This is a genomic window from Bacillus sp. NMTD17, assembly GCF_002998735.1.
Taxonomy (GTDB): Bacteria; Bacillota; Bacilli; order Bacillales; family Bacillaceae; genus Bacillus.
This window is the reverse complement of sequence record NZ_PVRH01000001.1, coordinates 461798-483270: the sequence shown is the minus strand read 5'-3', so window position 1 is coordinate 483270 and position 21473 is coordinate 461798. Positions and strand designations below refer to the sequence as shown.

The following is a 21473-nucleotide window of genomic DNA, read 5'->3' as shown; positions in this document are numbered from 1 at the left end:
AGCACGGACGTTTTTTTATTTGTTATAAACCGGGATGTCGTAATAGAGCGTATAGTTATCAAGTAAGTTATACAAGCTATACATACGAGTGACTTGCTTATAAGCCCAACCAATATCTGTTGCATATTGATGAGTCGCTGCACTAGACCAGCGCATTTTATAAATCGTATCTTGCTTGTATGTGGCGTGATTGATATAGCTGTTGCCAATGAATTTTGCCCCGCCAATAATCGCTGCCTCTGGCGTGAACCATTGTTGTTCATACGCATACTTTGCACCGAGGTAATTCGGATTGCTGTCGTATGCGCCAATGCCATACATGTTATATACTTTCTTCCCATTAAACATCGTACCATTCGCTAAAATCGAACTTCCGTTACCCGTTTCAAGCAACGCATGAGAAATGAGATAAATTTCGTTGATATGATACGTTTTCGCTGCCGTAATAAAGGCTTGTCCTTTACCTGCAAGAATCCCTTTACCTGCTAGAATTTTGGAATTGACTTCTGCCGGATTGAGATTCGCAGCTTCAGAGAGTTTCAGAAATTGAAAATAAGATTGAGTGCCCTCAGCAATATTGGCTGGGTCTACATATTTTTGCACCTCTGCTGAACTTGCATTTCTCCAGCCCAAGCTGATCTTGATCCAGTTTCCTTCTTTCCCAAGCTGTCTTACTTTTGTTCCTTTGTTCAGCTGCGCCACGATGTTGCTTGCAGAGCTCGAATCAGGTGTAGAACGAACATTTAAGCCGTCTGTATTCACAGTTGACGTCGCCGGGTCTACATATGCTGCATAGACATAGGCTGCACCGTCTGTCTGTGGTGACACCTTCATTTGCTTGTTCACCATCTCATTGACAGTGAGGTTGTAGTTCGTTTGCATGACCATTGGGCCATTTTTGATTTTTACGGCTGTGGCTGTCCAGCCATATTGGCTTTTCACAAAAGCAATCGCCGCATTTACAGTTGGTAATCCTGTGAATTGCTGCGTAATGTTGATTTTGTAGGTTGGTTTCGTTGTTGTTTTATAAGCAGCTGGTTCATTCCGTTTTTTGAAAAATGCCAGGCCTTGGTCGCGCAATGCAGCTGTGGAAATGACACCGGTTTTAATCTGATATTGACCATAATCAGTTGTACCTGTTTTTTGAGCAGCTGCTTTCATTTTTTGTTTCGTTAAATAGCTTAACGCTTGATTCAGTTTTGTCTGATTCACCGTCGGCTCTGTCGTGATCCGGTATTGCTTAACCGCTTCTGTCAGCGTTTTTGTACTGCTGGCAACGCCGTTTTTCTTGATAATCTCTTGAGCCTGTTTGACTTTACTTTGCTCATATACAGGTGTTGTCTTGAGACTATACGTTTTGCTGACAGCTTGTCCCTTACCTGTTGTGATGCTGCTTGTCACCTTCTGCGTTTTTAAATATGCGGCACCTTTATTTATTTTGGCTTGCTCCGCTGATTGATTGACGACAAGTCGATACGTGCTGTCAGATACCTTACCTGTTTTTTTCGTTGTCGCAGATACCTTTTTCTTTTGGAAGAAAGCCGCTGCTTTTTTCGCTTGATCATCTCCTAATAGGTTTCCAGTCACTACTTGATATGGCTGTGTAGAAGAGATCTTTTTGGATGTGTAGCGCCATTTCTTTTTCTTGAAAAAGGCTACCGTTTTTCCGTATGCTGTATCGTTCAGTTGATTGAGTTTCACGATATAATTTTTTGTTTTTCCCACTCGCTGCACAGTCCCTGCAGCGCCGGTTTGTTTCTTGATCTGACCCGCAGCTGAGGTTGCTTGTTTGTTGTCTTTGAAATAGCCTGATTCCAAGCGATAAACATTTTTTAAAGCGCCTGTCTTTTGAATCTTCCCGCTGATCTTTGCTTCTCTTTGCAGCTGGGTAAGGAGCGTCTGTGCTTTTGACTGGCTGGCTTGTGCAGCTGATGTGACGATGTAATATGGCTTGCCTGCTGTCACCGTTTGAAGCACTGCTTTTAAACCAGACTCCTTTTGAAAGCCTTGCAGGATGGTATTCGCCTTACTTTGCCCAACGATACCGCCTGAAATCAGCTGATACACAGTGCCAGCTTTATTTTCAGTTTGGTATGTACTGGTGACACCGGCCTGCTTTTGTAATTCGGTTTGAATATTTTTGACTTTCGTTTCAGAATCAATGGTTCCTGATATGACCTGATAAGAAGGTCTGCTTTGATTGATGACTTCATAGGTGCTATTGAGCCCTGATGTTTTCGTTAGCTCGAGCGAGAGCTTTTTTGCCTGAGCTTCATCATTGACTGGGTCAGATATGACCTTTTGTAAAGGCAGGCGGTCACCTACTGGAGACACCGTACCGCTCATGCCCGTCTCTTTTTTTAATGCAGCTGCACTTGCACTCGCTGCTGTTTGCGACTCATATCCTGAGGCAGTGAGCTGATAGGTCGACGTGTTTCCTGAGGTTTGATAAGTGGCTGTCCACTTTTTGTCCTTCTTCAATGTTTCCACTGCTTTTTTCACTTCTGATTCTGTTGTAAATACCTTTGAGGTGTTCATCGTATAAATGGATTGATCGACATAGGAGGCTGCTTGCGCTTCTTTGCCCGTCTGTACTGTCATACCAAAGGCAGCTGCGAGTAACATAATCTTGATGGTTTTTTTCACGTTCCCTGTCCCTCTCTTAACTTTGCATAATAGTCTACTAATCTCTTTATCGACAAAAACAAGTACTCTTTCAAGTCATTTATGCAATAGAAAAATAGAGGACCCCTTCGAAGTCCTCTTTTCCTTTATATATGCGACACAATCAGTTCACAAGTTCCTTCAATTGAGAAGCTCCCTGTTTCAGCCGGCAGGATAAAATGAGCTCCTTTAGGCAGTGGATATGTATGTCCATCATGCGTTAAAGACCCTTCTCCATGAATTACACTGCACAGCAAAAACGGATAATCTTGCGAAAGCTCTACTGTTTGATCAATTTCCCATTTATACACAGAGAAATACTCTGCTTCAACAAAAGTTCGAATGGTCAGCCCACGGCGTGTTTCAACTGATTCATCTGTATAACCGTCTACATGAGGAACCGTTGTGACATCAATGGCTTGCACAAAATGAAGTTCACGTTCATTGCCATCCTGATCTTTTCGTTCATAATCATATACCCGATAGGTTGTGTCTGAGCTTTGCTGCGTTTCAAGGACAAGCGTTCCTTCGCACAGCGCATGAATGGTTCCGCTTGGCACATAATAAAAATCACCAGGCTTAATCTTCACACGACGCAAAAGACCTTCCCAATCTCCACTGTTCATCATGGTCACAAGCTCAGTTCTTGTTCTTGCATTGTGCCCATAGATCATTTCTGCTCCTTCTTTGCAGTCAATGATATACCAGCACTCTGTTTTTCCAAGCTCGCCATTTTCATGTCTTTCCGCGTAATCATCATCCGGATGAACTTGAACGGACAAGTCTTGGTTTGCATCTAAAATTTTGGTTAACAGCGGGAATCGATCGCCTTCTATTCCCCCGAACAATTCTCTGTGATTGTCCCATAGTTCGATCAGCGTTTTCCCTTTATATGGACCGTCTTGCACGACACTTGGTCCGTTTGGATGAGCAGAAATTGCCCAGCATTCTCCCGTTTGATCAGAAGGAATATCATAGCCAAATTGATCCCTTAAGGCTGTACCTCCCCATATTCTCTCCTTCAATTCAGGCAGTAAAAAAATTGGTGACTGCTTCATTCAGGATGACTCCTCCCTTTGCTACCCTTTGATAATCCTTGCCAAGCTTGATGAAAACTAGCAAGTCTCAACTTTTATTATGACGCTATCTAAAGAGAAGTCAATCCTTTCAGTACACCAAATGAAAACGATAACACAAAAATATTTCATCCTTTGACAGAGCCTGCGAGAAGCCCTTTGACAAAGTATTTTCCGAGCAGAATATAGACCAAAAGTGTCGGCAGTGCGGCCAATATCGCCCCTGCCATTTGGACGTTCCATTGCACAATTTGACTGCCTGATAGATTTTGCAAGGCGACCATCACCGGCTGATGCTCCGCAGTGGTCATCGTGACTGCAAATAAGAACTCATTCCACACATTTGTGAACTGCCAAATGGCGACCACAACAAACCCTGTGATCGAAAGCGGAAGAATCATATGTCTGAAAATCCCGATAAACCCTGCGCCATCCATTTTTGCCGATTCAATCATTTCATCAGGGATGCTCACATAGAAGTTTCGGAACATGAGCGTTGTGATCGGGAGTCCATATACGACATGGACAAGCACCAGACCTGGAATCGAATTATACAATCCGACTTCACGCAAAAATTGAATGAGTGGTATGAGGATACTTTGATATGGAATAAACATCCCAAACAGCATCAGCGTAAAGACCACTTCTGACCCTTTGAAACGCCATTTTGATAGGACATAGCCATTCATCGCTCCTAGTACAGCTGACAATAAGGTAGCCGGAATGACAAGATAAAGTGAATTCATTAAATTGGGCGCTAGCTTTTCAAATGCGATTTGATAGCTTGAAAAATCGAGTGTTGATGGCAGTGCCCACATTTTCTCAAGGGTCACTTCACCTAATGGCTTCAAGCTTGTGACGAGCATGACATAGACTGGCATCAGAAAAAAAAGACTGCACAAAATCAATAAAGCATAAAGGACTGGACGGACAAACCATCTAGCTGTCATGATGACGCCCCCTTCCGGCTCGACAGGAGATACGGCACGATAAAGACAGCAACAGAGATCAGCATAACAATTGCAATGGCGGCACCGCCTGCATAATGGTTTCCTCTAAAGGTCATTTCAAACATGTAAACGCCCGGAACATCTGTGACAAAGTTTGCACCCGGTCCTGTCATCGAGTAAATCAAATCGAAAATCTTTAATGAAATATGAGCCATGATGATAATGACACTTGCAGTAATCGGTTTCAATAGAGGAAAAATAATCTTCCGGTAAATCTGCCATTCGGTTGCGCCATCCATTCTAGCAGCCTCTCTTACTTCCTCTGGAATTCCTCTCAAACCCGCCAAATACATCGCTAGAGAAAATCCAGTCATCTGCCAAACCGCTGCAATCACGACTGCAATCATTGCCGCAGGGACACCAAACTCAATTTTCCCCCAGACAAATCCGGCTAAAATGTTCGTATCCGTGTACCACTTAGGCTGGATACCAAGCGTTTTTAAAAACAGATTCACCCCAGTTGACGGGTTTAAAATCCATTGCCAGACGACCCCTGTCACAACGAAGGAAAGGGCCATCGGAAAGAAAAATAAATTCCGAAATAGAGATTCACCCTTGATCTTCTGATCTAGTAAAATCGCAAGTGCGAGTCCAGAGGCAATGACGGCTCCAATAAAAAATAGAGTAAAAAAGACCGTATTTCGAAGATCTGACTGAAAGCGGAAATCTTGAAACAGCATGATATAATTTTGAAGACCTGCAAAAGAGAAATTCGGAACAAGCGAGGTCCAGTTTGATAATGACACATACCCTGTCCAGCCAATAAAGCCGTAAACAAAGATGAATAATAAAACAGCCGACGGGGTTAAAAATAGCAGCGCAAGCAGCTGATCCCCATTCCATTTTTTCCGAACACGTTTGACTTTAGGTGTTGCTGCTTTTGTGATCGGCGATGTGTCCATGCGCATGAAGCTACACTCCTTTTCAAAAAAGAGGCGGTGCTTAGCCGCCTCCTCGTCTTTATTTCATTGCATCTTTTAAAGATGAAACAAACTGGCTGCTGTCTTTTTGCGTGACGAAGATATTCACGGCTTGATTCGCTTTTGTCACAAACCCTTCTTCAGCAGCTGAACCATGTGCGAGAGACGGCGCCAGCTTTGATTCTTTAAATGCCTTCATCGCCGATTTTCCGTATTCATCATATTTAGAAACATCTGCATCCACACGTGCCGGAATCGATCCCTTCAGCGGATTAAATGCATCCTGTCCTTCCACAGATCCTAAAACAGATAAGAATTTCTTCACGTTTTCTGGCTGTTTCACGCCCTTTGGCAGTCCGAATGTATCGGTGATCACCATAAAGCTTCCCTCGGTTCCAGGAGTCGCCGCGTATCCAAAGTCTTGATTCACCTTCAGATCGAGATCATTCACAAAGTACCCCTTTGCCCAGTCTCCCATGACATTCATTGCTGCTTCCCCTTTTGCCACGAGCTGCGAGGCATCCTGCCAGTTACGGGAGCTGTGATCATTATTGACGTATTCGAGCATACGCCCAAAGATGTCTGCCGCTTCCTTCACTTTTGCGTCATCCATTTTCATGTCGCCAGCCCAAAGTTTTTGATATCCGTCAGCGCCTAAAACGCCGAGCAGCACACTCTCAAACAAATGCGTCGCTGCCCAAGGCTCTTTATCACCAAGTGCAAGCGGTGTAATGCCTTTTTTCTTTAAGGCATCTGCTGTTTTGAAAAATTCATCAAAGGTCGTTGGCGGCTCTAAGCCTGCATCATCAAATACCTTCTTGTTATACCAAAGCACATTGCCTCGGTGAATATTCACTGGTACTGAATAGATTTTCCCATCTTTGCTGACAAGGTCGATGAGTGATTCCGGAAATTTGTCCTTCCAGCCTTCTTTTTCATATAGATCATCCAGCGGCTCCATTTTGCCTGCTGCGACCCAGCTCTCATTCAGCTCCGCTCCGCCATGTACTTGGAACGTAGCTGGCGGGTCATTCCCTTGCATCCGGCTAGTCAGAACAGCCTTTGCATTTGTACCAGCACCACCTGCGACGGCTGCATTTTCAATTGGGATGTCTTTATTTTTCTCTTCAAACAATTGAATGAGTGCTTTCAGTCCGTCCTCCTCACCTGCTCCAGTCCACCAAGAGAAAATGTCTAGTTTCTCTGCTCCGCCCTCTTTTTTTGCATCTGAGTTGGTCGATGAACTACAGGCAGTGACAATAAGCATACAGAGCGCTAACAGCGTAAAACCTAATTTGAACTTCATGATTGATCCCCCATCCCTATTTTGTAAGCGTTATCAAAATAAGTATAATGGCAGATCCTCGCTTTTTTTCAGCAAACTTCTTCACTTTTTTATGAAATTCTTCACTTTTTTACGGTCTGTTTTCGATATTCCTTCGGTGAACAGCCGACCATCTTCTTAAACACACGGCTGACGTAATTGGGGTCTGTATATCCTGCCTGATAGGTAATTTCTTTTAAACTAAGCGAGCTGTCTTTGAGAAGCTTTTTGATTTTATCCAGCCGGCAGGTTGTCACATACTCTTTAAATGTCAGCCCTGTCTCGTCTTTAAAGCGCTTTGTGAAATAGGTTGGACTTAAATCAACATAGGCGGCAGTCTGCTCAAGCGTGATCTGTTCACAAAAATGCGTTTTGATGTAGCGTTTTGCCCGCTCAATGTCATTCACAGTCTGGGTTCTCGCTTCGTACACGTCAAATAAGTGTTCACAGCACTCACGGCATTCAGCTGCGGTGCTGATCGTTAATATTGGCCAGTCTGTTCGGAGCCGTGATTTAAATAAAATCAGCAGCTCTTTTAGTTGTGAAATGGTCGCTCCCTCCAGTTCAAATGCATCGAATAAAGCCAGCGCATCCTCTCTTCTCCCTTCTTCCATTGCCTGCATCATATCGTCTGCAAGCTCCGGCAGATGGATCAATGGATGGGACTGTTCTTCTGTTTGGTAAAAACCATAACGAACAACGCCGGGACTCTTTTTTCGCTGATAATAGGAAAGCTTCGCCTCTGCTGCACTTTTCTGAAGATAAAGCGGGTTTGAGACCGGGTGTCCCATGCCAACGACAGGTGAAGGCTGATCGTTTGTTGTGGCAGTTCGAATCGCATGCAGGACATCTGCCTTTAACTGACCAGGCGCTTGGTGACGATAAATGAGACATGTAAACAGCTCACCACTCACCTGAATCGGTACCGTATGAAAAAGGGGAGATGTCTGTAAATCAATCAACAGTTGATCCCCGATTGTCCGCTGAACAGCGATGACAAGACCTGCTTCATATTCGTGAAACATTTGTTGAAACTCCGTGGAGGTATAGGACTGACCATTTATGACATGAGCTTCGAGCCACTTTGACTGCTGACCAGCCGCCACCGCCTGCCGCTGAGACGCCTCCTGCTGAATCTCTGCCGCAACCGTTCGAATGGCGGCGATGGTTTCATCTTTGTCAGCCGGTTTAACGAGATATTGCTTCACCCCTTCCTGCATCGCTTGCTTGGCATAATCGAACGTATCGTACGCTGTCAGCATAATGAATTTTGTATGAGGACTGCTCGCTTTGATCTGCTTGATCGCTGTCAATCCGTCCATTCCAGGCATCTGAATATCCATGAGCACAAGATGAACGGGCTCAGTTCGCACGAATTCAACCGCCTTCTTTCCATTTTCAGCTTCTCCTGCTATATGACACTCTGGAAGCCAATCGGTCATGAATTTCCGCATCGCTAGTCGTTCTATTTTTTCATCATCCACAATCAGCACGTTCAGCATGCCGGTCCCTCCTTCATCGGAATAGCCAATTGAATGGTGGTGCCTTCGTTTGGCTTTGAATCAATTTGTAGGGCATCTTTTACCCCGTAAAACAAATGCAGCCTTGACATCACATTTCGAAGACCGATCCCTGTCGAGTGCCCTTTACTCAAGGTGTTTGGACTTTCCTCTTCTTTTTCTGATAGCAATCTCCTTATCTCTTGTTCATTGATCCCCATCCCATTGTCCCGAATCCGAATCATCACATAGCCGCCTTCTTGATAGATCGAGAGTTCGACAAGCCCGCCTTCCTCCTTTGGTTCAACGCCATGAATAAAGGCATTTTCGACAAGCGGCTGTAAGGTGAGACTTGGGATATGTACAGATAAACATGATTCATCTATGGTCGTTTTGCATGTAATACGATCGGCAAATCTTGTTTCTTGTATATGAAAATATTCTTTGACCACTTTTACTTCTTGCTCCAACGTAACAGATGCACTGAGAGCTGACAGCGAATACCGCATCAACGTGGAAACGGATTGGATCAACCTCGATGTGGCATCCGCTGATTCTAAGTAAGCCATGCGTGAGACGATGTTTAATGTATTAAATAAAAAATGTGGATTCATTTGGTTTTGCAGCGTTTTCAGCTTCATGTCTTTGATTTTTTGATTTAAGGCTGCCTTTTGTTTCATCTCTTCAATCATCATTTTCATCTCTTGACGCATTCGCTGAAAGGCCTCATTTAATACAGAAATTTCATCCTTTGAGGTGACATGCAAGTCCGCTCCATCAAAATTCCCTTCTGATACTTCCTTTACGCTTCGAGACAGATGGACGATCGGCCTTGATATCCCTCCAGCAATCATATACGCCATCCATAATGCGACCCCAATGGATAGCGTAAACAAACATAAGGTAAAGAGTGCATAGGTTTGGTGTCTTTTTTGCAGAGATTGATAGAGTACTTGATACTCAGACAATTCATCATCAAGCAGGGTCATCGTTTGCTCTTGTATGTAGGAGGAGACGGTTCTCACCTCCTTTACACTTGCTGCATATTCTTTGATTTTCCCTTCTTTTACATGTGTCATGGTCGCATCACTTTCATTGATGAGCGTCCGCATCATATATTGGTATTTTTCAATAGAAGGAATCGCCGCATGAAGCCCGGCATCCTTTCGCAATGCCTGATCATAGGATTTCATTTTCTGTTTTGAGGCCAGATATTCTTTGGCAAACTGCCGATCCTTTTCAATCGCATACGCATTGACCTTTTCATACATCGTTTTTGCCTCTGTCGATATATCATTAAGCAGGAGAAAAGAACGAAAGCTTCTGCTATATTCCGATACGATATTCGAGCTGCTCCAATAGACGAAAAAAGCGGCCACGTTGCCAAGGAACACAAGGATTAAAAATGCCAGTAACAATTTACTTCGAATCCTTCTCACGGCTGCACCCCCTGCCTTCTGTCTGTTTGCTGTAGCGGCAGATCCTCGCGCCGAATCACACTCGTTCCTGTGTACTGGAGTGGTTCTTCTTTTTCACCTTTCTGCAAACGCACAAGCGATTCCACTGCTTGATAGCCCATTTCATAAGGATGCTGAACAACCACTGCATCAATCTTTCCATCATCGAGCGCCTGAATCGTATCTGGCAATGTGTCAAATGCGAGCACATAAAAATCTGTGGGCGATCGATATTGTGCTGTTGCTTGAATGATGCCTGCACCATCTAATGCACTCGTGCCGTAAAATGCGGTGAGCTTCGCATGATCGTTTAATAGTTTATACGCGGCACCGGAGGCCCCTGACTTCGTAATGGCTGATTCTTCTATTCCAGCAATATGAATACGTTTTTCAGCGGCGACGGCATCTCGAAATCCTTTGACACGCTGCTTTTGATGAACGGCATCAAGCCTGCCTGTGACAATTCCTACATACTGTTCGCCTTTTGTATCTGCGATGAGTGCCTGTCCTGCGATAAAGCCTGAATAATAATTGTCCGTGCCTACATACACTTGACGCTTGCTCCCCTCTGCATCCGTATCGACGGTGACAACATCAATGCCTTTTTCCCTCGCCTTCTGAAAAAGCGGTTTGTATTTTTTCGCATCAAGTCCCTGTGTCATAATGCCATCGACATGCCCTGCGATCGCCATATCAATGGTTTTCAGATGATCGTCTATATCTGCTTGCTTCGGACCCAAATATTCTAGATACACGTGATGAACGGCTGACGCATCAGCAGCTCCCCTTTGTACCAGCTGCCAATATTCATTATCAAGTTCCTCCGGTACAAGGACAAAGTGATATTGATAGGTTGATGACGCTTTTTTGGAAGCGCTTTCAATTTTAAATAAATCTTGACCTAATAATGTTAAAAAAATGACAGATACGACACAAAAAATGAGAAAGGCGCCCATCCCGATCCACTTTAATCTTTTCACCACATCCTCCCCCTTTCAAATATTGCGCATAAAAAAAAGAGCTGCTTATAAGCATACTCTCTCGACCTCTATAATTCCTTTGTCATAAATAAACTGTTTGGATCTTCTTGATATGAATCGAAAGGCGGGCAAATATAAAAACCAACACTCTCATATAGTTTTCTTGCTGGCTCGAAGAAAGACATCGCACCTGTCTCTAAGCTGACACGTGAATAGCCGCGCCTTTTTGCCTCTTGGAGAAGATGGTTCAGCATATACCTTGCTACACCTTTTCGCATATGGAGAGCTGCGGTCCTCATTGATTTGATTTCGCCGTGATCACTTGACAGCTCCTTTAACGCTCCGCAGCCAAGAAGCTCCTCTCCTTCCCGCACACTCCACACTGTGACATCTTGCTTTTTCAAATCAGCTAACGGAAGGGCATGAATGCTTTCTGGCGGGGAATGCTCTTTCATTTCTTCTATATGAGCGGTAATCAGCTGCTCTATTTGTCCATCCGTGAGTGTATCTTGTTGAATGTATACATCTATCACTCCTTCACGATCATTGTACGTGAAGAGTCAGCATTCACCTGCTGTTATGTCAGATAAACGAACAAACAACCGGCATCCATCCGCCAGTTGTTCGTTTGATATCAACTATTTATGAAGAAAGTACCGCTTGTAACTCTTCTGCTGTACTGCTTTCAAGCTGACTTCCGACTCCTACTGCCACTGCACCTGCTTTCAGCCATTTTGGCACATCGGCTGGATGAATACCGCCCGTTGGAATAAATTCAATCTCTGGAAACGGACCTTGTAAGTTTTTCATATAGGATAAACCGAAGGAACCGCTTGGAAAAAGCTTGAGCAAGCAGTAGCCATCTGCTTTTGCCTGCATGATTTCACTTGGGGTGAGGACACCTGGTACATAGAGTGTGTCGTGAAATGAGAGATGCTCTCCGATCACAGGGAGATATCCTGGACTGACAATAAATTGTGAGCCTGCGTCAATGGCTGACTGCGCCTGCTTAAGGGTGGTGATTGTGCCTGCTCCTACAATCAGATCTTGCTCATGCTGAAAGGATGCAATGAGGCGTTCAGCATTGGGCGTGGTATACGTCACTTCAATGGCACGAACGCCCTTTTTCTTTAAACGCTGAATGATCTCAATGCCTTCCGCTTCACTCTCCGCTCTCACCACTGCGATTAGCTTACAAGCCGCGAGACGCTCTTTAACGCTCAAACTTGCTGACTTTCCCATATCCTTCGTCCCCCTTCATATATTCCCGTCTGTGATATCGTTTGGCTTCTTTCATAAAAGCTTGAAGCTCTTCCCGAGTAGGCAGGCCGTCTTTATCGCCAGGAGACATCACCGCAAGAGCCCCTACAGCATTGCCTCTTGTCACAGATTTTTCATATGATAAACCGTCCAATAAGCCGCTGATGACCCCCACGGCAAATCCATCACCGGCACCGACTGTATCAACGACATCTGGCACATAAAATCCGCTCACAATCCCCTGACTGGCTGCACTTTTATAAAAGGCACCTTCTGCACCGAGCTTCATGACCACAAGCTTGACGCCTTTTTGCAAATAAACATCGGCAATCTCTTCCGGCTCGTGACAGCCTGTGAGCCTTTGCCCTTCTGCAAGCCCCGGAAAAAACCAATCCACTTGAAAAGCCATTTGATTCACCGTATGGATCATATCTTCTTCCTCTTCCCATAGCTGCAGCCGAAGGTTTGGATCAAATGAAATGGTTTTGCCTGCTTCTTTCATTTTTTGAAGAGCACAAAAAGAAAACGCTCTCATTTCACTGGATAATGCAGGCGGAATACCTGTCATATGGAGGTGTCCTGCCTGTTTGAAATAGCTGGTGGGAAAGTCGCTTGGACTCATTGTGCTCGCAGCAGAGCCTTTACGATAATACGTGACATCAGGGTCTCCATCCATCACTTTGGATTTAAGTAATATCCCTGTTTGAGCCCCGTCATTTGAACGGATCACTGCACTTGTATCGACTCCTTCTTTTTGAAGCTCTTCTAAAATAAATGTGCCAAGTGAATCTGCTCCGACTTTGCTCATCCATCCCACATCAAAACCTAGCCTCGCCAAACCCACTGCCACGTTACTTTCGGCACCAGCAAGCGCCTTTTGAAATGTATGCACTTGATGAAGCTCTCCGGCTTCTTTTGCGTAAAACATCGCCATTGATTCCCCAAATGTGACCGCATCCAATGCTTTCACTCATTTCTCCCCTTTCTTGGTACCGGTTTCAAATTAGTTAAAAAAGAGAGAGTATGCACGTATGTATACTCTTCTCTGTCTGTTGTTTATAAAGATTTTCTTACGATGATTTCTCCGTCAAGCTGAATGGTTTGGGGCGCACTTTCATCCCCTTCAAGCCGAGTCTTGATTTTTTGCATGGCGGCTTTCCCCATTTCATGAGATGGCTGGGCAACCGTTGTGATTCCAGGCCCAATCAGCTTATACCATTCTGTATCATCAAAGCCTGCGATGCCTATCTCCTCTGGAATCTTTATCCCAAGCTCTACAAGCTCACTAATCAGTTTCAGCATGAGTAATCCATTGGCTGCTAAAATCGCTTTTTTCTGTTGGTTTGATTGTACAAAACGGACAAGCTCTTCTCGCAATTGTTCCTTTTGCTTCAAATCAATTTCTGCAGTGAGCGGCTTCTTATGTTTACTCATAGCTGTCTGCTCATATGCTTCTTTTCGTTCTTCACGAGGACTGATCCCATCGACCGGCTCAGTAAAGAAAGCGATGTGCTCATAGCCTTTCTCATACATTTGTTGAAGCAACCGGATCGTGATATCACGGTTATTCGTTGTCACTGTGTCGACTTTTAGTTCTGGCAATTTCCGGTCAACAAGGACAATTGGTACACCGTTTTTCTTAAAATCCTGCAGAATGTCATTGTTCTGGCCTGTCGTATTGATGATGAGCCCTTCAATATAATGCGCATTCAGCTTGAGGAGCATTTCCCGTTCTTTTTCTGGTCGGTTATCTGTGTTGCATACCATGATACTGTATCCATATTCATCACAAATTTCTTCGACTCCGCGAAGTGTCGCTACAGAGAATGGATTCGTAATGTCGGCTACAATAAACCCAATGACCTTGCTTTTTCTTACTTTCAAACCTTGGGCGAGCTGACTCGGACGATAATGCAGTTCCTCAATGGCTTTTTTAATTTTTTTGACCTTTTCAGTAGAAATTTCATTTGTTCTGCCATTGATATATCTGGATACAGTTGATTTTGAAACACCTGCATAAGCGGCCACTTCGTTGATGGTCACTTTCGTTTGCTTTTTCTCTTTCATTCAAAAAACTCCCACAATCGATATCTTCTCATTTGTTTCGAAACCGATTTCAAATAACTTAAAAAGAGCATATCATAATTTCATGCATTTCAGAAGATTTTTTTGCATGAAGAGGGCAAAAAATCATCTAAATAAATAAAAAGAAAACGATTTCAAAATAACGGTTGACGGCGTTCTCTTTTTCCTCTAGAATTTTCCTTGAAACCGATACCAAATAAAACATCAATATTTTGTTTCAGATGGAAAGGGAGGCTTATCTCAAATGGAAAATCGTTATGCTGTACACCCTGAGCAGGTCAAACGTTTTACAACAGAGGAACTTCGTCGTCATTTTCATATTCCTACGCTATTCGTCAGTGGTGAATTAAAGCTCTACTATTCGCATGAGGACCGCGTGGTGATTGGCGGAGTCATGCCGTCTGCAGAGCCGCTCAAATTAGATGCCGGTGACTTTTTACGTACGGAGTATTTCCTTGAAAGACGCGAGATCGGCATTGTAAATGTTGGCGGTCAAGGAACGGTCACTGTCGATGGTGAAGCCTTTGTACTGGAGCACAAAGATTTCTTATATATTGGGCTTGGACACGAAGATGTACAGTTTGCTAGTTCATCAGGCGAAGAGGCCAAGTTCTATCTTGTATCAGCCACGGCTCATCAAGCGTACCCTACACAAAAAGCAGCCATCGCTGAATTAACACCAAATCACTTAGGGGAAGCGTCTGCTTCAAACGTACGAAACCTGTATCAAGTCATTCACGCAAACGGCATCCAAAGCTGTCAGCTCATGATGGGAATCACTCAGCTGGAAACCAATAACACGTGGAATACGATGCCCGCTCATATTCATGATCGGCGTATGGAAGTGTACTTATATCTTGATATCGAAGAAGATGCTCGTGTCTTTCATTTTATGGGAGAGCCATCTGAAACAAGACATCTCGTTGTCGCAAATGAGGAAGCGGTCATTTCTCCTGCCTGGTCCATTCATTCAGGCTCGGGTACAGCGAATTATTCATTTATTTGGGCGATGGCGGGCGAGAACTATACGTTCAAAGATATGGACTTTGTCCCAATGGACCAGCTGAGGTAATGTGATGACGACGACATCCTATGTAGCGTCCCTCTTTTCTCTTGAAGGTAAAACAGCCCTTGTGACAGGTCCAGGAACCGGCATTGGGCAGGGCATTGCTGTGGCGCTTGCCCGGTCAGGCGCAGATATCATCGGCACATACCATCACACACCGCTTGAGGAAACGAAAGCGCTTGTCGAACAGGCGGGCCGCTCATTTCATGCGGTTCAGGTTGACTTTTCCGATCCTCAAACGGCAAAGCAGGCTGTCGATGCCATGTTACAAAAGCATACGATCGATATTTTAATCAATAATGCTGGCACCATTAAAAGAGAGCAGGCCGCTCATTATTCAGAGGAAGATTGGCATACGGTCATGGATGTGAATATCAATAGTCTCTTTTTCCTTACCCAAAGGGTTGGGCGGCAGATGCTGAAAAATGGTCAAGGGAAAATCGTCAATATCGCCTCCCTTCTATCGTTTCAAGGCGGCATCTTTGTCCCCGCTTATACAGCAAGTAAACACGCAGTCGCAGGGCTGACGAAGGCTTTTGCAAACGAATGGGCGAACCAGCATATACAAGTGAATGCGATCGCTCCTGGTTACATTGCGACCAATAACACACAAGCCCTTCGAGACGATGAAAATCGAAATGAAGAGATCCTCAAACGAATCCCCGCCGGGCGCTGGGGTAAGCCTGAGGATCTAGCCGGCGCTGCTGTTTTCCTTAGCTCACCAGCCTCTGATTATATGAACGGTCATATTTTAGCTGTTGATGGCGGCTGGCTTGCGAGATAAACAGACGAGAGAATTCCTATTTGCAGGGATTCTCTTTTTTTCTATTTGCATAATTCTCCTCATTCCGAGTCACTCTATAAAAAACATGACATGAGGGTGAGGTATTATGAAAAGTCGTATTGAACAAGATATAGCGTCCGTCATCAAGCGCGTCAAAAGCTTTGCCGGGAAAAGTGATGATATCGTGTTCCACTCTTTTTCATTTGGCCCTTCTGCTATCTCTGCATGTCTCATGTACGTTGAAGGACTCACAGAATTTGAGATGCTTTCCAAGCAAATCATTTCACCCATGCAAAAGGAACTGGACATCACCGAGGTTGATTCTACTACGCTTCCGTCCCTGTCTAAAACGTTCTTTGGCATTCAAAATGACGTGCTGGAAGATATGAACCTTGCCATCGAGCAGTTATATAACGGCAGGGCTATTTTATTTGTAAATGGGGCAACACAAGCGCTTGCGCTCCAAACGAATCTTTTTCAATTTAGAGAAGTAGAAGAGCCGCAATCGGAAGTCCTTGTAAGAGGGCCGCGGATCGGTTTTATTGAAAATCTTGAAAAAAACACAGCTTTAATCCGTGAGCGGGCAAATGACCCTAACCTTGTCATTCAAAAGGTAAATGTAGGTACTCGCAATAAAAAGTCTGCTGCCCTTGTGTACGTTCGTGATATTGTTGATCCCAAATTAGTAGAAGATGTTCTATCACGCATGACCGAAATCAAAATGGATGACATCCCTGAAACCGGCTATATTGAACAGCTGATTGAGGACAGCCACATCTCCATTTTTCCGCAGATTCAAAATACAGAACGTCCTGACCGGGTGATTGCATCTGTGCTTGAAGGCAAAGTCTCCATTTTGCTCGACGGCACACCTTTTGCCCTCATCATGCCTATGACACTTACAGCCTTGATGCAATCACCGGAGGATTATTATCAAAGATGGACAAGTGCGACTCTTTTGCGCCTACTTCGTTATTTTGCCGTACTGTTAACGATTTTTTTACCAGGGCTCTACATCGCTCTTGTCTCATATCACCCCGGTTTATTACCAACACGAATGGCAATCACCATCGCAGGCAGCCGGCAGAATGTTCCGTTTCCTCCTGTTGTCGAGGCGATTCTTATGTCTTTTACGATTGAGCTGCTGCGAGAAGCTGGACTTCGGCTTCCTAGAGCCATCGGGCAGACAATTGGGCTCATTGGCGGCGTCATCATTGGTCAGGCGGCTGTCCAAGCCAATATCGTCAGTGCCTTAATGGTGATTATTGTGTCGCTGACCGCCTTGGCCGATTTCACTGCCCCTTCGTATGACTTTAGTTTCCCGCTGCGCATCTTGCGCTTTATGGCCATTTTCAGTTCAGCGATGTTTGGGTTATATGGCTTGATCATGTGTTATTTATTTGTGCTTTGTCACCTGATGCAATTAAAGACCTTTGGTTTTGACTATTTCACACCTGTTTTGTCTTCACCGTTTTCAGATTTAAAGGATACGTACGTACGTTTACCAATTGGGCTATTTAAATCGAGACCGAAAACAGCAAAAATAAAAAATCTCAAAAGACAAGGAGATTAAACGATGTACAGAGCTGAGAAGCTATCATTGTTACAAGTCACCATTCTGTGCAGCTCTACAATGATAGGCGCTGGAATTTTAACCATTCCACGCAGTTCTGCCAATTCAGGGTTCCCTGATGGCTGGATCATTGTATTAATACAGGGAGTCATCTTTGCTTTCGTTGCTTTTTTGTTAGGATGGATTGCTGAAAAGAATGCACCGGACACCATTTTTGAGTCAAATACTAAAGGAGCCGGTGCAATCTTTGGCACGTTCTTTAATTTAATGCTGATTGCCTATTTACTAGGCATTGTCGGCTTTGAAGCGCGTGTTCTCGGAGAGGTTGTTCAGTTTTTCCTGCTGCAATCGACTCCCATGGCAGTGATTGTGATGATTTTTCTTCTTGTGGCGATCTATCATTTGAAAAGTGGTATCTTTCCAATAGTGAAAATGGTGACATACATATATCCGATGACGATGATCATTTATATTGGGCTCATGCTGTTTAGTTTGAAAATATTCGATTTTGATTACTTACGCCCGGTGATGGCGAACGGGTTTAAAGATTTCAGTAATTTGTTCTCTCAAACATTTATTCAATTTACAGGCTTTGAGGTCATTTTGTTTGTTGTACCACTCATTTATAAAGACAAATGGTCGAAGGCGAAATGGGCCGCTGCGATCGGGGTCGGAATTACCTCACTTATCTACTCTCTCACGCTCTTTATTGTGATTGGTTCCATGACCGTTGGAGAAACGAAATCCCTCACCTGGCCCACTGTCTCACTCATTCAAGCACTAGAACTTGAAGGGGTTTTCATTGAACGATTTGATATTTTTTTACTGACGATCTGGACTTGCCAGCAGTTCATTTGTATGCTTGGCTTTTTCCAATTTGCCATTAAAGGGTGCCACACAGTCTTTAAGACGACCAATGTAACGAGACTGCTTTGGCTGCTGTTTTTGATTACCTCTGCCCTCTCTTTATTTCCGAGAAATATCAATGAAGTCTTTTACTTCTCTACTTTACTCGGCTACGCATTGTTCGCGGTTTTAGCCATTCCTTTTATTACAGCTGTTCTGCTGATGATACGTAAAAAATGGGGAGGTCGTTCTGCATGAGAGGAAGGCGTGTATTGTTCATCTTTTTATCCTGCTGTCTTTTCCTTCTATCAGCAGGTTGCTGGGACTTAAAGGATATTGAAAAATTATCATTTGTACGCGGCGTTGGCATTGACGAGGAAGAGGAGCAAGGAGTCAAGCTCACCTACCAAAACCTGGTTCCGAAGATGGGCGGGACACAAGAGGCTGATTCTCCTGGCCATGTGAATGTCGTCTCAAAAGGGAAAAATGTGCTGGAGGCTGTCAGTAATGTCGCCTTAAAGGACCCGCCGATCTATAGTGATCATCTGAAAATTTTCTTGTTCGGCAAAAATCAGGCAGAGCATCACGATATTCAAGGAACGCTCAACCACTTTATACGAGATGATGAGGTTCGGCGAAGCAGCTACCTTCTCGTGTCACGAGATGATGCGTCAAAAGTGATCAACCAAAAATTGAAATCACAGCAAAAGGTTCCGGTTGAACATATCTTTGAAACATCCAAAAACCGAAGCTTTAACGGAAAGATTTTGCTGCCAACCCGTATTGGCCGGGCATCTGATTACTTCCAGATGGGTGCTAGCTTCCTTGTCCAAAGTGTAGATGCGATAGACGGTGAACTGATTTATGATGGAGCAGGAATCATTGATGGAAAAACACGAAAGCTGATCGGCTTCATCCCTGCGAAGGATGTCCAATCTTTAAATTGGGTGATGGACCGAATTTCAGGCGGCGTTGTACCTGCCACCTACAAAGACTTTCCGATCACGTATGAAATTAAGAAATCAAAAACCAAGATTGAACCCTATCTGAAGGATGGACATATTTCCTTTAAAATTAATGTCAACACCCAAGGAAAGCTCTCAGAGGATCAGTACCCTGCAGAAAATTCATACGATGAGCAGTACATCAAAAGATATGAGCTTCTTTTTGCGAATAAAATCAAACAGCGAATTCAAAAAGCAGTCCATCATGTGCAAAAAGAGGTGGGCGTTGATCCCATATTTTTAAGCCGGCAGTTTCGTATTAAATACCCTGACTATTGGGAAAAGCATCGAAACGAATGGGATACGCTCTTTCAAGAAGCGGATATCGAATATGATGTCAAAGTCAGCATTTTAAACTTTGGGGCAGAAGGCGCAACAAAAAGCTTCAAATGGTAATGCAAAAGGCGGTTAGCCGCCTTTTTTACGCACGACAATTAAAAGCTGATATAGGGTCACTTGATCAGACAACGCTTTTGTTTGAAAGCCAAGTGACGCTCCTACTCTCGCCACCTCGTCAAAAAACAATTGGACGTTCTGATCAATCTGAACATTGATGCGCTGCTCGATCACCCGTTCAAACAAATGGTTTGGGAAAAGCGCACGCATCGTGTTTGGTGTGAAGAACCTCAGATGGGTTCGGTCTAAAATCCCTACATCTTGATACGTAAAATCCCCTGTCATTAACGGGAGAAGCACCTCCGCATGCATCATGTTTGGCAGGCAGCAAATGATCACGCCGCCCGGTTTTAAAGATGCGTGCGCTTGTTCAATGATGTTCCAAGGATCTGACACATGCTCTAAAACATCAGAAAAAATGATGGCATCAAAAAAGGCCTCTTTCTCTAACCATGGGTACTCATCCGCTTTTGCCTCGATGACTTCTTCGTAATATGCCTTTGCGATTGCTGCTTTTAATGGATCGGCCTCTACCCCGTACATGTCAACAGACTGCCGATTCATTAGTTCAAGCCCTGTGGCCCCTGCGCCGCATCCCACATCAAGTACACATGCAGCGTCTTCAGGCAGCAGAGCCGCAAAGTACGGATGGGGGGTCATCAGATTGAGATCAATGCCCCATTTATCTAAAAACCGAAGCCTGTTCTCAGCAAACAGTGTAGAGATGTTCGTTTCTTGATTCGCACGAAAGGTTGCATGACCGTGATGATGCACAAATGAATCGTGGACGATTTGCAGCTGATATCCCTTGAGCAAGGATCTCAAACAAAGATCGTCATCCTCAAATGATCCATACACGAACCGCTCATCAAATAACCCCACCTCTTCAATGAGCTCTCTTTTCACCAGCAGACAAAACCCCACAAGCCGATGTACATATGTTCTCTGACCTTTTCTCGCAGCCGTATAATTTTTCGCAAAGGCTGGGAGCTCCTTCACATCTGTATACGATGGCTCGACCATTTGAGGACCGCTCACATAATTGGAGACAGGTCCTACCATCCCAATACGTTCTGATGCAAATAACGCCTCTTTTAATGGAGAAAGCCAGTTTTCCGTTACGATCGTGTCGTTATTTAAAAAGAGAATGCTATCCCCTGTCGCTTTTTTCGCTCCTTGATTACAGCCCTTTGCAAAGCCTCGATTTTCTGCATTTTCTATGAAAATCACATCGTTCAGCTCTCTCACATATTCCTTCGTCCCGTCGGTTGACGCATTATCAACGATGATGAGTTCATATTGGTCACTTCGGGTATGCTGCTTGATGCTGTCGATACATTTTTTCGTTAAATGCAGTTCATTGTACGTCAGCATGACAATGCTCGTTTTCCCTTTCATCTCATTTCCACCTTTCGCTCGCCTGTTCCATATGTATGTCATATGCAGCACATTCAGAAGATGAGAGATTGTCCTTTCTTGATTAAACGTTTGTTTAACAAAGAAAAACCAGCTGCATGCGGGCAGCTGGT

General features: G+C 44.2%; 18 protein-coding genes. 5 read left to right on the top strand and 13 right to left on the bottom strand.

All coding sequences use genetic code 11. The annotated features are described in order from the left end of the window. Positions 1 to 15 precede the first annotated feature (15 nt). From C6347_RS02430 to C6347_RS02375, 12 genes are all read right to left on the bottom strand, one after another. Positions 16 to 2646: a glucosaminidase domain-containing protein gene (locus C6347_RS02430; protein WP_106071361.1), complete on the bottom strand. Its 2631-nt coding sequence runs from the start codon at positions 2644 to 2646 to the stop codon at positions 16 to 18. Between the two features lie 125 nt (positions 2647 to 2771). Beyond that, complete coding sequence (manA, locus tag C6347_RS02425) at positions 2772 to 3722, bottom strand: mannose-6-phosphate isomerase, class I (protein ID WP_066031653.1); 951 nt, start codon at positions 3720 to 3722, stop codon at positions 2772 to 2774. Positions 3723 to 3868: 146 nt separating this feature from the next. Continuing rightward, complete coding sequence (locus tag C6347_RS02420; RefSeq protein WP_050944374.1) at positions 3869 to 4690, bottom strand: carbohydrate ABC transporter permease; 822 nt, start codon at positions 4688 to 4690, stop codon at positions 3869 to 3871. Next, entirely contained in the window at positions 4687 to 5658 is a 972-nt protein-coding gene (locus C6347_RS02415) for a carbohydrate ABC transporter permease (RefSeq protein ID WP_181185425.1), read from the bottom strand. The genes C6347_RS02420 and C6347_RS02415 overlap by 4 nt, the downstream gene beginning before the upstream one ends. A 52-nt stretch (positions 5659 to 5710) precedes the next feature. Next, positions 5711 to 6976: an ABC transporter substrate-binding protein gene (locus C6347_RS02410; protein ID WP_060597425.1), complete on the bottom strand. Its 1266-nt coding sequence runs from the start codon at positions 6974 to 6976 to the stop codon at positions 5711 to 5713. A 101-nt stretch (positions 6977 to 7077) separates the two neighbouring features. Beyond that, positions 7078 to 8496 (bottom strand): response regulator, encoded by a 1419-nt coding sequence (locus tag C6347_RS02405; RefSeq protein WP_060597427.1) that lies wholly within the window; start codon positions 8494 to 8496, stop codon positions 7078 to 7080. Then, positions 8490 to 9932 carry a sensor histidine kinase gene (locus tag C6347_RS02400; protein WP_106071360.1) on the bottom strand — a complete coding sequence of 481 codons (1443 nt, stop codon included), beginning with the start codon at positions 9930 to 9932 and terminating at the stop codon, positions 8490 to 8492. Before C6347_RS02400 ends, C6347_RS02405 begins: the two co-directional genes overlap by 7 nt. Next, complete coding sequence (locus C6347_RS02395; protein ID WP_106071480.1) at positions 9929 to 10906, bottom strand: sugar-binding protein; 978 nt, start codon at positions 10904 to 10906, stop codon at positions 9929 to 9931. The genes C6347_RS02400 and C6347_RS02395 overlap by 4 nt, the downstream gene beginning before the upstream one ends. Before the next feature lie 92 nt (positions 10907 to 10998). Further along, on the bottom strand, positions 10999 to 11460 hold the full coding sequence (locus C6347_RS02390) for a GNAT family N-acetyltransferase (protein WP_106071479.1): 462 nt from the start codon (positions 11458 to 11460) through the stop codon (positions 10999 to 11001). Between the two features lie 112 nt (positions 11461 to 11572). Then, complete coding sequence (locus tag C6347_RS02385; protein ID WP_106071359.1) at positions 11573 to 12172, bottom strand: bifunctional 4-hydroxy-2-oxoglutarate aldolase/2-dehydro-3-deoxy-phosphogluconate aldolase; 600 nt, start codon at positions 12170 to 12172, stop codon at positions 11573 to 11575. Further along, positions 12144 to 13160: a sugar kinase gene (locus C6347_RS02380; protein WP_106071358.1), complete on the bottom strand. Its 1017-nt coding sequence runs from the start codon at positions 13158 to 13160 to the stop codon at positions 12144 to 12146. Before C6347_RS02380 ends, C6347_RS02385 begins: the two co-directional genes overlap by 29 nt. An 86-nt stretch (positions 13161 to 13246) precedes the next feature. Beyond that, positions 13247 to 14257, bottom strand: coding sequence for a LacI family DNA-binding transcriptional regulator (locus tag C6347_RS02375; RefSeq protein ID WP_106071357.1), 1011 nt, complete (start codon positions 14255 to 14257; stop codon positions 13247 to 13249). 262 nt (positions 14258 to 14519) lie between these two features. Here C6347_RS02375 and kduI point away from each other — a divergent pair, with 262 nt between their 5' ends. From kduI to C6347_RS02350, 5 genes are all read left to right on the top strand, one after another. Then, positions 14520 to 15347: a 5-dehydro-4-deoxy-D-glucuronate isomerase gene (gene kduI, locus C6347_RS02370; RefSeq protein ID WP_106071356.1), complete on the top strand. Its 828-nt coding sequence runs from the start codon at positions 14520 to 14522 to the stop codon at positions 15345 to 15347. A 4-nt stretch (positions 15348 to 15351) separates the two neighbouring features. Further along, complete coding sequence (gene kduD, locus C6347_RS02365; RefSeq protein WP_106071355.1) at positions 15352 to 16125, top strand: 2-dehydro-3-deoxy-D-gluconate 5-dehydrogenase KduD; 774 nt, start codon at positions 15352 to 15354, stop codon at positions 16123 to 16125. 106 nt (positions 16126 to 16231) lie between these two features. Further along, positions 16232 to 17698 (top strand): spore germination protein, encoded by a 1467-nt coding sequence (locus C6347_RS02360; protein ID WP_106071354.1) that lies wholly within the window; start codon positions 16232 to 16234, stop codon positions 17696 to 17698. 3 nt (positions 17699 to 17701) lie between these two features. Further along, a complete protein-coding gene (locus tag C6347_RS02355) occupies positions 17702 to 18802 on the top strand; it encodes a GerAB/ArcD/ProY family transporter (RefSeq protein ID WP_060597437.1) in 1101 nt (366 codons plus the stop codon). Further along, on the top strand, positions 18799 to 19944 hold the full coding sequence (locus C6347_RS02350; RefSeq protein WP_060597440.1) for a Ger(x)C family spore germination protein: 1146 nt from the start codon (positions 18799 to 18801) through the stop codon (positions 19942 to 19944). Before C6347_RS02355 ends, C6347_RS02350 begins: the two co-directional genes overlap by 4 nt. Positions 19945 to 19956: 12 nt before the next feature. Here C6347_RS02350 and C6347_RS02345 read toward each other — a convergent pair whose 3' ends face one another. Then, positions 19957 to 21342 carry a bifunctional glycosyltransferase family 2 protein/class I SAM-dependent methyltransferase gene (locus C6347_RS02345; RefSeq protein WP_106071478.1) on the bottom strand — a complete coding sequence of 462 codons (1386 nt, stop codon included), beginning with the start codon at positions 21340 to 21342 and terminating at the stop codon, positions 19957 to 19959. Between the last annotated feature and the right edge of the window lie 131 nt (positions 21343 to 21473).